The following is a 12,164-nucleotide window of genomic DNA, read 5'->3' as shown; positions in this document are numbered from 1 at the left end:
AACGTTTTTTTGAAAGATATAATAACATTTGTTGTCTTGAGGTGAAAAGATATGAAATGGTCGGTACAACAGTTGCTTTCCTTCAAAAAAAAGGGCTTGCAGATTGACGAATCGGTCGATATGAGTAAAGTGAAAGAAGTAGACCGTGAAATTCGTGAAATTACTCCAGTACATGTGAAAGGTGACGCTCATTTCGATAAAGATGCTGTTACTTTTCAAGTTGAAATAAGTGGTTCCATGACGTTGCCTTGTGCTAGAACGTTAAATGATGTGGAGTTTCCTTTTTCTATTCATTGCACTGAGATTTTTCAACTAGATGAATGGGCCACCTTCAATAAACATGAAGACGTTCATGAATTAGTGGATAACACGGTTGATCTAATGCCTTATTTACAAGAACGCATATTGCTTGAAAAGCCAATGCGAGTGTTCAGTGATTTGAAAGAGGGACCAGCACCTAAGTCTGGTGATGGTTGGGAATTATCCGAGATGGATGAGAACCAGGAACGAAAAGTTGATCCTCGATTGAAAGAGCTGGAAAAGTTTTTTGACAAAAAATAGGATTCTATAATGTAGAATCTGAATGTTTGAATGATATCAAGGAGGTGCGATTCATGGCAGTACCAAAGAGAAAAACGAGTAAAACAAAAAAGAATCAACGTCGTGCACACATTAAATTGCGTGTACCAGGTATGGTTGAATGTCCAGAATGTAGTGAAATGAAGCTTTCACACCGAGTGTGTAAAGCGTGTGGATCTTATAAAGGACGCGACGTAGTAGCAAGTAATTAATAATGAAGCAGGGGGGATTACCTTCCTGCTTTTTTTGTATTTTAAGAATGTTTAACTTCGCTAAAGGGTTAAAGTATAAGATAAACTAAGGCGTTTGCCATGAAGGACTTGGCGACAAGACAAGTTTTTCTAATCTGCAATAATGCATGTCGAGTCGCTGTTATACCCTTCTGTTTTTCCCGCATAAATCTTGTTGATCTACTCTTTTCTACGTCTATCTCCTCTATTAGTTGCATACATATACAAGGAGAAATTGAAAGAGACGATCGTGGAAAGTCGGAGAGGGGGAAGTCATTGCATTGATCAGGCAGGATGCATGGAATCAGGACGAAGATTTATTGTTGGCTGAAACAGTGTTAAGGCATATTCGTGAAGGTGGTACGCAATTAGCTGCCTTTGATGAAGTTGCCGAAAGGTTATCGCGCACTTCAGCGGCGTGTGGGTTTAGGTGGAACTCATCTGTTCGAAAAAAATATCAATCTGCGATTCAAATGGCAAAAAAAACGCGTAAAGAAGCAAAGAAACAATTAGTTAGTCAAAATCATGATCAAGTTGTGATAAATTCTAGTGGTGAAAACATTGGGCAACAAGATGAATCTGATTATACAACGGAAGAAGAAATTATGTGGTTCGACCAAATGATTTCGTTTTTACAAAGAAAAAAAGAAAAAGTAATTGACGTTGATGAAAGTTTAGTTCATTCTTTGGTTGAAATTCAAGATGAGAACAAACGCCTAAAAGAGGAACTATCACAAGTGAGCGAAGCATATGAAGACGTAAGAGAAGAGTATCACGTAATGATTAAAGCTCTACAACGTGCAACGAATAAAGAAAAACTGAGGTAGTGATCTTCTTATACGTGAATCACTTAAAAAAAATGAAGTCAATTTAAAACCCGCCACTTCTAGTAAGTAATCGAAGAAGTGACGGGTTTTAGTCTTTTGCTATTTTGTTTTAAGAAGTGCTTGTTTATCGAACTAATCCTTTTGTTCAGAGACCCCTTTAGGGAACCATACATAAGGATTTTCACTTTTGTCTCTTTCTTCTAAATAGGTTAATGGTTCAAAGCGTTGTTTGAGCCAAAAATCGTCCGATCGTTGCCTAGCATTTGTTTTAACAGGAAGTCCAAGTGTCTTTGCAAAGTCGACGAGTTCTTTGCCAATCCCTTTTCCTTGATATCCAGGGAGTACCTCTAATTTCCAAAGTTCATAATAATCTTGTGGAGGATCGAAGTAACGGTCGAATTTCTTGTCAATTCTGTACAAACTCATTCTAGCAGCGAGTTTTTTTCCAAAATAAACACCGTAAAATGGTGATTCACTGTCGTTTTCAACAATGTTTTCTTCCAAATCTTCTTTCATAGATAGCTCTTGTTGACCGTATTCTCTAAAGTTCTCAAATTCCTCTAGTGTTTTGAAGTTAACTTTTAGTCTTACTACTTCATGGTTATTCATTTTATCATCGCCTCCTGAGCCGAAAAGTGAATTTATATAAATTTAACATAATAGAGATATAGCAAAGAAACTAATGCTCTATTCATAGTATAATAGAAAAAAACCAAAAATGAAAACGTCTTCTTACTATTTTTGTTAGAATACAATTAAGATATGTAAAATGATAGACAGTAAACGGTCTTCTGAATCAGCGACCTCGGCTTTTGAGAAGACAATTACCTACTTATTCGGAGCAATAAAATAGCTCCATTCACTAAGGATTTTGGGTACTGAGAAAGAGGGGGAACAAATGAATATAGTAATTGTAGGTGGTGGAGCAATTGGATTATTGACCGCCAATTATTTACTCAAAAGTGATCATAATGTTCAACTAATTACTAGAACGAGCGAGCAAGCGGAATTCATTTCAACTAATGGAATTTTGTGCGAAAACGAAGATGGGATAATTTCTAACAACGTTGTTGCTACTTGCTATGATTCATTTGAATGTAACAAGGAAGATTTGATTATTGTTACGGTAAAACAGACACAGCTTTCTGTTTTTCTTAGTTGGGCTAAACAAACGATTAATCGTGAAGTTCCACTTTTATTTCTTCAAAATGGGATGGGGCACATTGACAGAGCAAGAGCGATTTTTGATAACTGTTTGTTCTCTGGAGTGACCACACACGGAGCAATTCGAATTTCCTTGAATGAAGTGAAGCATACAGGAGTAGGAAAGATTCTTATTGGTGGAGATGGTGAGCAACGATTTGTTTTATCAACTTTGATGTCAAGAGATGGAAATTTTCCAATTCATTGGTCAGAAAATATAGACATGGTGATGAGAAAAAAATTATTAGTTAATGTGGTGGTGAACCCGCTAACTGCAATACACGAAGTGAAAAATGGTATGTTGTTAACGGATCGAAAATTGAAAGTAGAAGCTTATGACATTTTTGATGAAGCGCGAAATACTTTAGGTTTTCCAAAGGAAACGTGGGAGGAAGTGGTAGATGTCATTCGACTAACTGCTGATAACCACTCTTCCATGCTTGTCGATCGTATGGCAAACAGAAAAACAGAAGTTGATGCAATTACAGGTTATATGCTTGAACTAGCGAGTAACATTGGACGCTCCTGTAAAAAAATTCAAGAAATACATAAAGAATTAAAAAAATTAGAAAGGAAAGATGAGAATGAGTGAATTCGCAGCTATCGTTATCGCAACGTTCGTAACTGTGCCGTTAATAGCTCTATATACAATTTACATTCTTTTAGTCAAAACAACAAAAAAGAAACAATACTCTTTTAAGATAGCCGTTGATAGTACGACGATATTTTTTATCGTGTCGGTATATTTTCTTTTCTCAGAAATTTGGGGTTTACAGGTAGGGTGGCACTCCATTTTTTTTGTTTTATTAACAGCTACTTTTTTTACAGTTTTTCATTGGAAGAAATATGAAGATATTGATATAAAGAAAGTGTTCCGAGGAGTCTGGAGATTACAGTTTGTTGTGTTTTTCTTGCTTTATATCGTTTTAGTTCTATACGGATTGTTCTACCGGATTTATTAATAATAAAAATGAAAGTCAACTTTATTGGTGGATAAAAAAGATTCTGTTATAATAAAACAGAAATTATTTGTTTTTACTTTAAGAATGTTTAACTTTGCTAAAGAATTAAAGTATAAGATAAACTAAGGCTTTCGCCATGAACAACTTGGCGACAAGCCAAGTTGTTCTAATAAACTGTACTAAAAACTCTGTTATTTATTATGATGGAACTTCTACAAGTACGTAGGAGGGAATGGCTATCGTTTGTTTCTAGAGTTGATATAAAAGGAAGGTTGACATGCTATGCAGGTGAAGGTTGAAAATACGGTTGAGACCGGTTCATTTATTGATAAATATATTCATCAAGATTCACATATTCATTCTTTTTTCGATTATAATTTATCCGGAATTGACAGCAAATCTCGTTATAATGAGCTGATGTCGCAAACTTACGAGCGTGAAAAATTAGTAATAGCACTGAGAAAGTACAATCAAACATATCATCCTTCTGAGCGAGCGATGAAACAAATCGAAAGACTCAAAGATCTTGAAAGTGTCGTAGTTGTTGGTGGCCAACAGGCTGGATTGCTTACCGGACCTCTATATACTGTCAATAAAATTATATCGATTCTTCTAGAAGCTAAAAATTTAGAAGAGCAACTGTCAGTTCCAGTTATCCCTATCTTTTGGATTGCGGGCGAAGATCACGATATCGATGAAGTGAATCATACATATTTTTATGATGGCGAAAATTCGAAAAAGATACGAATTCCAGAAAAAAATGACATAAAAAGCTCCATGTCTGAGCGGTTTATTAATGCGGAAGCAAAAAGAGAAATAGAAGAAGCTTTTAGATTTTTACACGAGACCTCTCATACGCGAAAGCTCTACGATGATTTAATAAATGACTTATCTGAAGAGATGACTTACACGGAATGGTGTGGAAAAATTTTACACCGATTATTTTGCAACACGGATCTTGTTTTGATGGATGCGGCGGATCCAAATATTCGACAGATTGAACGGAACTATTTTAAACAAATGGTTGAAAAGAATGACACATTGCGAACATCGTTTATTGATCAAGGTAATCTGATTAAAGACGGCGGTTTAGGTGAGCCGATTGCCTTGGATAAAAATAATGCGCATCTTTTTTTCCATGAAGGGAATCAGCGATTTTTACTAGAGAAAACGGAAATTGGTTTTAGAGAAAAACAAGGTGAACGTAATTGGACAGAAGCTGAATTATTGAATCAACTAGAGAATGGTACCTTAAGATTAAGTAATAATGTTGTGACACGACCAATTATGCAAGACTTTCTTTTACCAGTTCACACATTTATTGCGGGGCCAGGAGAATTGAAATATTGGGCTGCCTTGAAAAAAGCGTTCCACACGTTTGGCAAATTTATGCCGGTAATTCGTCCACGACTTCATCTCACATATGTATCTAGGAAAACAGAACAAAATTTATTTAGATATCATTTAAAACCGGAAGCTATTACTTTATCTGGTGTAAAAGAGGTTCAAGAAAGATTGATAGAAGAAGGGAAAGAACTTGATGAAAAAAAGATCTTACAAGAGGCAGAGAGTGATTTGAAAAATGTAGTGGAAAAATTCACAGAAAAATTAACTCCACTCGGTAAAGGGATCATACCTATAAATGATAAGTACAAATCCCAATTTGATGATCGATTTAAATTGTATCAAAAGTCTGTTCAAAATTTTCTTCTCTTGAAGAATGAAACACATCTTCGCAGGTTAGATAAAATTGAAATAGAAATAAAACCACACGGTCATTGGCAAGAAAGGTATTTAAATATTTATCCATTTCTTAATCAGTACGGTGATGACTTAGTCGAAAGAACTTTAAAGGCATTAACTGAGGCACCTATAAAAAGCGTAGCTGGTAGCCATGTTTATATTTTTTTATAACCACTGCATTTTGCAGTGGTTTTTTTGTATTTTAAGAATGTTTAACCTCGCTAAAGGATTAAATTATTAGATAAACTAAGGCTTTCGCCATGAAGGACTTGGCGACAAGCCAAATTTTTCTTATGCACATGTGTATAAAATAAAACGAAATTAGAATTAATTAATTCGTAAAGTAAATACAAGAATTCTGGTAATTAAATGATTGTGGAAAAGAATTTTTTTGTTTTTTTAATTCTAAGTGGTTAAAAGTGGGGAGATGTGGTAAGTTAGTGTTATAAAGTGGAGAGGAGTTGGAATCTATGTTCATGGGAGAACACCATCACAATATTGATGACAAAGGACGAATGATCGTCCCAGTCAAATTCCGTGAAGAATTAGGTTCCAGCTTCGTAGTAACACGTGGAATGGATAAATGTTTATTTGTATATCCTGAAAACGAATGGAAACAACTTGAAGACAAATTAAAAACTCTACCCTTCACTAAAAAAGATGCTCGAGCTTTTACAAGATTTTTCTTTTCAGGAGCAGCAGAATGTGAATTGGATAAACAGGGTAGAGTAAATATTGCTTCCACTCTTCGCTCATATGCAAATTTAGAGAAAGAATGTGTCATTATTGGTGTTTCCAATCGTGTTGAAATATGGAGTAAAGCGATTTGGGAAGAGTATTTTGCTGAGTCGGAAGAGTCATTTGCAGAAATTGCTGAAGGAATTGTTGATTTTGATCTTTAAATGGAACATACGACTAGTAATTGTAGATTTGACCAAAATATAATGAAACAGTTAACAATGTAGTTTCACTCAAAATATTTAATATAAGTAGAAACGCTTTAATAGGGAGGAGGATAATGATTTGTTTGAACATGAGACGGTTTTAAAAGAAGAAACTGTTCAGGGACTTAATATAAAGCCTGATGGAACATACGTTGACTGTACCCTTGGGGGTGGCGGCCACAGTGAACGCATCTTACAAGAACTATCAGCAAATGGAACGTTAATTGCTTTTGACCAAGATGAAAAAGCATTATCGTTTGCAAAGAAAAGGCTTGAACCTTATCCGAGTAACATTCAATTTGTACATAACAATTTTCTTCATTTAAAGGAAGAGTTAGAAGCTAGAGAAATTAAAGCTGTTGATGGCTTTGTTTTTGACTTAGGCGTTTCTTCTCCTCAGTTTGATGAACCAGAAAGAGGATTTAGTTATCGGTATGATGCTCCTCTAGATATGAGGATGGATCAAACCCAAGAACTCACTGCTTTTGAAGTGTTGAACCATTGGAGTTTCCATGAATTGATGGGAATTATATCGAAATATGGGGAAGAGAAATTTGCGAAGCATATCGCACGAAAAATTGAAAAATATCGAGAAACAACAGTAATTGAAACGACATTCCAACTCGTAGATATTATAAAAGACGCTATTCCAGCTCCAGCTAGGAGGAAGGGTGGACATCCGGCAAAGCGTACATTTCAAGCAATTCGTATTGCGGTAAACGATGAACTGAATGTTTTCGAGAATGCGATCGCAGATGCGATTGATTTTACGAAACCTGGAGGGCGAATTGCAGTTATTACGTTTCACTCGTTGGAAGATCGGATTTGTAAGCAAGTTTTTAAAAAGAAAAGCAGTTATCCAGAGTTACCTAAGGGTTTACCCGTTGTACCAAAGGAATTTATGCCAGAATTAATGTTGGTTTCACGCAAACCAATCCTTGCTAATGAAGAGGAACTGGCTTTCAATAACCGTGCGCACTCGGCAAAGCTAAGAATCGCAGAAAAAAATGATAAGGAGGAATGAAAATGAGCCCGCTTGTGGAGAAGAGGATCCAACAAAATACTGTACCTCAGCCTGAACGTGAAACGAAATCTGTGAAAGAGCGAGTTTTTAAAGGTGGGGTTACAAAAGGTGAAAAAATGATTTATTCCATGGCGATCATTGCTATGGTATTTGTGTTCTATTTGATTCTCTCTAACTACGCAACAATGTATACTTTAAATCATGAAATCCAACAGACGGAGACAAACATTTCCGAACAACAAGAAATCAATGGTGGGTTAACATTACAAGTGAAAGAATTATCCGACCCGGACAGAATTTTGGATATTGCCCAAAATGATCTAGGAATGGAATTAAATGATAAGAGTGTCAAAGTGATTCACGGAAATGAATAAGCCCTCCTTTTTGAATGGGTCTGAAGGGAGTTACAGTTCATGGCGGAAGTAAAAAATAAACTTATAACAAGAAGAGCACTTTTCTTTTTGTTTATTTTAACAATTGTTATTGTCGTACTTTTTTCGAGATTCGTTTACATACAAGCGGCGAAAGAGGTTCAAGGAACAGATTTAGAAGAATTATTGGAGAAACGGTGGTCAGAATCGAGAACGATAGATGGACGACGAGGGACGATTTATGACCGCAACGGAGATGTGTTAGCGGAAGAAATTCCATCGTACACAATCATCGCTATTTTAGATGATCGTTTTGAAGAGTATGTATCAGATGTTCAGGAAACAGCAGAAAAATTAAGCGATGTATTAGAAGTTGATGCAGACATACTCGAAAATCAATTGTCGAGAGATGCTGTTCAAGTGGAATTAGGTCCACAAGCGAAAAATATGAGTTTTGAAAAAAGGCAACAAGTAGCTGATCTTGAGCTTGATGGGATCTTGTTCCGAGAGGATCCAAAGCGCTATTATCCGAAACAAACTTTTGCTTCTCATATTATTGGATACACAGAGCGGGATATGTCTACAGCAAGGATGGGTCTTGAAAGTAGTTTAGATGAGTATTTGCAGCAAACAAACGGAGAAATTACGTATAAAAAGGATGGTCGAAGCCGTCGATTAGTCAATGCAGAGGAATTCATTGAAGAACCAGAAAATGGGAATGATGTATTCTTGACTATTGATTCTCGTATTCAAATGGCGATCGAACAAACGATGAGCCAAGTTGACGAAGAATATAACCCTGAACGAATGATGGCGATTGTTGCTAATGCAAAAACGGGTGAAATTCTTGGGATGAGTAATCGACCGAGTTTTAACCCAAATCAATATGAATCTATTGAAAATTATACTAATTATAGTATTTCTTCTAGATTTGAACCGGGTTCAACAATGAAAATATTTACGCTTGCAGCAGCAATTGAAGAAGGTGTTTATCAAGGCGAGAATACGTATCAATCTGGGACATACGAAGTTCTTGATAAAACGGTAGGTGACCATAACAATCGTAGAGGATGGGGAGAGATAACTTTTGATGAAGGGTTTCAAAGATCATCAAACGTTGCTTTTTCAAAAATTGCGATTGAGGATCTTGGATCTGAAAAAGTATTTAATTATATTAATGCTTTTGGTTTTCGTGATCCTACCGGCATTGATCTCCCTAATGAAGCAACCGGACTTATCGCTGATAACTACAGAATTGACGCAGCGACAACGTCATTTGGGCAAGGTTCTGCTATTACTCCGATTCAACAAGTACAGGCAGCGACCGCGATAGCGAATAATGGAGAAATGGTCGAACCTTTTATTATTGATCGAATTGTTGATTTTGATACTGGAAACGTCGAATACCAAGGTGAACGGACAATAAAAGGTGAACCAATATCGGAAGTTACAGCAGTGCAAGTACGTGAACTGATGGAGACTGTGATAACTTCGGAAGTGGGAACTGGTCGTTCATTTGCAATTGAAGGTTTTGATGTAGCTGGAAAAACAGGAACAGCACAAATTCCTGATGGATCAGGTAGCTATTTAAGAGGTGAAAATATTTACTCTTTTATTGGGATGGCACCTACAAAGGAACCTGAAGTGATAGTTTATGTCGCGGTAGATAGACCGGAATTAGAACCACACCAGGTTGGCTCTGAGCCAGTTTCCATGATTTTTCGGCAAGTAATGGAACAAAGTCTTCAGTATTTGAACATAGCACCTTCTGATGAGGATGAAGTTTCTTCTGTCCAAGAAAGTATTGAATTGGAAGATTATCAGGGGAAGAAAACAGAACAGGTTGTCGAAGATCTAACAAACTACGATTTATCTGTGATTGTTATCGGTGATGGAGAAAAGGTTGTTCGACAATCGCACCCTGAAGGAGACCAACTAATGAGTGGGGAGAAGTTTATCTTATTGACAGATGATGAGCAACCACTTGTGCCAAATATTACTAATTGGTCTTCAAGGGATATTTATTTGTTAGGTGAAGTGACAGGAATTCCTATCGATGTAAATGGTGTAGGTTTTGTAAGTGAACAAAAACCTAGTGCTGGAACTGATATGAATAATCTGGATCGAATCATCATTGAACTGACTATGGATGAAGAGACGAACGTTGATGGCGATGATCCAGTTGACTCTGCTGATAATTCGGAGATAGATGGTGAAGAGTAATTGATATTATTGATTAGATCTAATAAATGGGTGGGTTCTAACCTGTCCATTTTTTTCATATAGTTGAACCAAGCCAAATTGTCTTGCTTGGGGAGGTTCCTAATGAAAAGAGTGTCTTATGTAACTGTAAGAAAGAGATTGGTATTCACGTTATTAGCAGGGGTATGTTTATTTATTATCATGATTGGCCGTTTATGGTATGTACAGGTTGTCGTGGGGGACGATATCTCTAAGAAGGCGGAAGATTCTTGGGGAAGGAATATTCCATTTGAAGCCGAGCGTGGTGAAATATTGGACCGAAACGGGGAAGTATTGGCAATGAATGTCACTGCCCCATCGATACTAGTTGCACCAAGGCAAATTAAAGATCCTTCAGCTGATGCAGAAAAATTGGCTGAAGTTTTATCTATTTCTACAGAAAAAGCTTATGAAAAACTGACAAAAAATGAATCTATTGTTCGAATAAATCCAGAGGGTAGAAAGATTTCTAATGAATTAGCTAACGAGGTTCGCTCGTTGGGCATAGAAGGAATATATATTGCAGAAGATTATCGAAGGCACTATCCATTTGGGAATTATTTATCTCATGTGTTAGGTTTTGCTGGAATCGATAATCAAGGGTTAACGGGTTTAGAGCTCTTTTATGATGATTTACTTAAAGGGGAACCAGGCCATGTATCGTTCTATTCTGATGCAAAAGGGAGAAGAATGCCTAATTTAGCTGACCGTTATACCCCTCCAAATGATGGGAAAGATCTAAAACTTACTGTGGATGCATCTGTGCAGACGATTATTGAGAGAGAATTAGACGAAGCGGAAGCAATCTATAATCCAGATGGTGCTCTTGCGATAGCGATGGACCCAAATAACGGGGAGATTCTTGCGATGTCCTCTAGGCCGGGATACGATCCTGAAAATTTTCAAGAAGTACCACCTGAAATATATAACCAAAACAAACCGATTTGGAGTCAATATGAACCAGGATCGACTTTTAAGATTATTACGTTAGCGGCAGCTCTTGAAGAGCAACTTGTTGACCTTCAAGAGGATGAGTTTTATGATCCAGGTTACATTAAAGTTTCTGGACAAAGGCTGCGTTGTTGGAAAAAAGGCGGACATGGATCGCAAACATTTTTAGAAGTTGTGCAAAATTCATGTAACCCTGGATTTGTCGTATTAGGAGAACGTTTAGGCAAAGAAAAGCTGTTCCAATATATTGATGACTTTGGTTTTGGACAAGAAACAGGGATTGATTTGCAAGGGGAAGCGAAGGGGATTCTGTTTGACAAAGAAGCTGTAGGACCATTGGAATTGGCTACAACGGCATTTGGTCAGGGAGTTTCAGTGACACCAATTCAGCAAGTTGCAGCCGTTGCAGCCTCTATTAACGGCGGAAAGCTTTACCAACCTTTTTTAGCAAAAGAATGGTTGGATCCATTAACAAATGAAACAGTCCTTGCCAATGGTCCTGTATTGAAGCGGAATGTTATTTCTGAGGAGACGTCAGCAGAGGTTCGATCAGCTCTGGAACACGTTGTAGCGAAGGGGACAGGTCGTGGAGCATTTGTTGATGGTTATCGCGTCGGTGGAAAAACAGGGACAGCTCAAAAAGCAAAAGATGGAAGATATCTTGAAAACAATCATATCGTCTCATTTATTGGGTTTGCTCCTGCTGACGACCCTCAAATAGTAGTCTACCTAGCGATAGATAACCCTAAAGATACTGTGCAATTTGGTGGCGTTGTTGCCGCGCCAATTGTTGGAAATATTATTGAAGATTCTTTGAGTGCGATGGGGATTCCAAAGAGAATAGACCAGATTAAAAAAGAAACAACATGGACAGATATACCAATTGTTGAAGTGCCAGATCTTGTGGGACGGACGATTAGAGATATTCATGAATCCTATTATGAACTGAAATTAGAAATAGATGGAGATGGGGAAGCTGTCGTCCTTCAATCACCGGAACCAGGGGTCCGTATTCAAGAAGGATCTACGATTCGCGTTTATATGGGTGACAAACCAAGCGAGTAACAGTAAAATGAAAATGAGAAATCA

At 37.1% G+C, this 12,164-nt stretch carries 12 protein-coding genes; 11 read left to right on the top strand and 1 reads right to left on the bottom strand.

Annotated elements, in window-relative coordinates; translation table 11 throughout:
* The first annotated feature begins 51 nt into the window (after nucleotides 1–51).
* The 3 genes from ACM26V_RS08855 to ACM26V_RS08845 all read left to right on the top strand — a co-directional run bounded on the left by ACM26V_RS08855 (nucleotide 52) and on the right by ACM26V_RS08845 (nucleotide 1,636).
* A complete protein-coding gene (locus ACM26V_RS08855) occupies nucleotides 52–561 on the top strand; it encodes a YceD family protein (protein WP_416151057.1) in 510 nt (169 codons plus the stop codon).
* A gap of 53 nt (nucleotides 562–614) precedes the next feature.
* Complete coding sequence (gene rpmF / locus ACM26V_RS08850; protein ID WP_416151056.1) at nucleotides 615–791, top strand: 50S ribosomal protein L32; 177 nt, start codon at nucleotides 615–617, stop codon at nucleotides 789–791.
* 299 nt (nucleotides 792–1,090) lie between these two features.
* On the top strand, nucleotides 1,091–1,636 hold the full coding sequence (locus ACM26V_RS08845; RefSeq protein WP_416151055.1) for an RsfA family transcriptional regulator: 546 nt from the start codon (nucleotides 1,091–1,093) through the stop codon (nucleotides 1,634–1,636).
* A gap of 132 nt (nucleotides 1,637–1,768) precedes the next feature.
* Here ACM26V_RS08845 and ACM26V_RS08840 read toward each other — a convergent pair whose 3' ends face one another.
* Complete coding sequence (locus ACM26V_RS08840) at nucleotides 1,769–2,245, bottom strand: N-acetyltransferase (protein ID WP_416151054.1); 477 nt, start codon at nucleotides 2,243–2,245, stop codon at nucleotides 1,769–1,771.
* A gap of 289 nt (nucleotides 2,246–2,534) precedes the next feature.
* Here ACM26V_RS08840 and ACM26V_RS08835 point away from each other — a divergent pair, with 289 nt between their 5' ends.
* The 8 genes from ACM26V_RS08835 (at nucleotide 2,535) to ACM26V_RS08800 (ending at nucleotide 12,140) form a co-directional block, all read left to right on the top strand.
* Nucleotides 2,535–3,431, top strand: a complete 897-nt coding sequence (locus ACM26V_RS08835) for a 2-dehydropantoate 2-reductase (RefSeq protein ID WP_416151053.1) — start codon at nucleotides 2,535–2,537, stop codon at nucleotides 3,429–3,431.
* On the top strand, nucleotides 3,424–3,801 hold the full coding sequence (locus tag ACM26V_RS08830; RefSeq protein ID WP_416151052.1) for a DUF3397 domain-containing protein: 378 nt from the start codon (nucleotides 3,424–3,426) through the stop codon (nucleotides 3,799–3,801). Before ACM26V_RS08835 ends, ACM26V_RS08830 begins: the two co-directional genes overlap by 8 nt.
* Before the next feature lie 282 nt (nucleotides 3,802–4,083).
* Nucleotides 4,084–5,715 (top strand): bacillithiol biosynthesis cysteine-adding enzyme BshC, encoded by a 1,632-nt coding sequence (gene bshC / locus ACM26V_RS08825; RefSeq protein WP_416151051.1) that lies wholly within the window; start codon nucleotides 4,084–4,086, stop codon nucleotides 5,713–5,715.
* 299 nt (nucleotides 5,716–6,014) lie between these two features.
* A complete protein-coding gene (gene mraZ / locus ACM26V_RS08820) occupies nucleotides 6,015–6,446 on the top strand; it encodes a division/cell wall cluster transcriptional repressor MraZ (RefSeq protein WP_416151050.1) in 432 nt (143 codons plus the stop codon).
* 121 nt (nucleotides 6,447–6,567) lie between these two features.
* Nucleotides 6,568–7,512, top strand: a complete 945-nt coding sequence (gene rsmH / locus ACM26V_RS08815) for a 16S rRNA (cytosine(1402)-N(4))-methyltransferase RsmH (protein WP_416151049.1) — start codon at nucleotides 6,568–6,570, stop codon at nucleotides 7,510–7,512.
* A 2-nt stretch (nucleotides 7,513–7,514) separates the two neighbouring features.
* Nucleotides 7,515–7,886: a cell division protein FtsL gene (ftsL, locus tag ACM26V_RS08810; RefSeq protein WP_416151048.1), complete on the top strand. Its 372-nt coding sequence runs from the start codon at nucleotides 7,515–7,517 to the stop codon at nucleotides 7,884–7,886.
* A 39-nt stretch (nucleotides 7,887–7,925) separates the two neighbouring features.
* Nucleotides 7,926–10,106 (top strand): penicillin-binding protein, encoded by a 2,181-nt coding sequence (locus tag ACM26V_RS08805; protein WP_416151047.1) that lies wholly within the window; start codon nucleotides 7,926–7,928, stop codon nucleotides 10,104–10,106.
* A gap of 102 nt (nucleotides 10,107–10,208) precedes the next feature.
* Nucleotides 10,209–12,140: a stage V sporulation protein D gene (locus ACM26V_RS08800; protein ID WP_416151046.1), complete on the top strand. Its 1,932-nt coding sequence runs from the start codon at nucleotides 10,209–10,211 to the stop codon at nucleotides 12,138–12,140.
* Nucleotides 12,141–12,164 lie beyond the last annotated feature (24 nt).

Origin of the sequence: Salipaludibacillus sp. HK11 (genome assembly GCF_047795645.1) — a bacterium.
Lineage (GTDB): Bacteria > Bacillota > Bacilli > Bacillales > Salisediminibacteriaceae > Salipaludibacillus.
The sequence above is the reverse complement of the archived record's forward strand: the minus strand, read 5'-3'. Positions and strand labels throughout refer to the sequence as shown.

What these genes read in the sequence shown, in the direction of transcription:
- ACM26V_RS08830 (WP_416151052.1), top strand. Translation starts at nt 3,424, where the DNA reads ATGAGTGAATTCGCAGCTATCGTTATCGCAACGTTCGTAACTGTGCCG.
- ACM26V_RS08855 (WP_416151057.1), top strand. Translation starts at nt 52, where the DNA reads ATGAAATGGTCGGTACAACAGTTGCTTTCCTTCAAAAAAAAGGGCTTG.
- bshC (WP_416151051.1), top strand. Translation starts at nt 4,084, where the DNA reads ATGCAGGTGAAGGTTGAAAATACGGTTGAGACCGGTTCATTTATTGAT.
- ACM26V_RS08835 (WP_416151053.1), top strand. Translation starts at nt 2,535, where the DNA reads ATGAATATAGTAATTGTAGGTGGTGGAGCAATTGGATTATTGACCGCC.
- mraZ (WP_416151050.1), top strand. Translation starts at nt 6,015, where the DNA reads ATGTTCATGGGAGAACACCATCACAATATTGATGACAAAGGACGAATG.
- ACM26V_RS08840 (WP_416151054.1), bottom strand. Translation starts at nt 2,245, where the DNA reads ATGAATAACCATGAAGTAGTAAGACTAAAAGTTAACTTCAAAACACTA.
- ftsL (WP_416151048.1), top strand. Translation starts at nt 7,515, where the DNA reads ATGAGCCCGCTTGTGGAGAAGAGGATCCAACAAAATACTGTACCTCAG.
- ACM26V_RS08800 (WP_416151046.1), top strand. Translation starts at nt 10,209, where the DNA reads ATGAAAAGAGTGTCTTATGTAACTGTAAGAAAGAGATTGGTATTCACG.
- ACM26V_RS08805 (WP_416151047.1), top strand. Translation starts at nt 7,926, where the DNA reads ATGGCGGAAGTAAAAAATAAACTTATAACAAGAAGAGCACTTTTCTTT.
- rpmF (WP_416151056.1), top strand. Translation starts at nt 615, where the DNA reads ATGGCAGTACCAAAGAGAAAAACGAGTAAAACAAAAAAGAATCAACGT.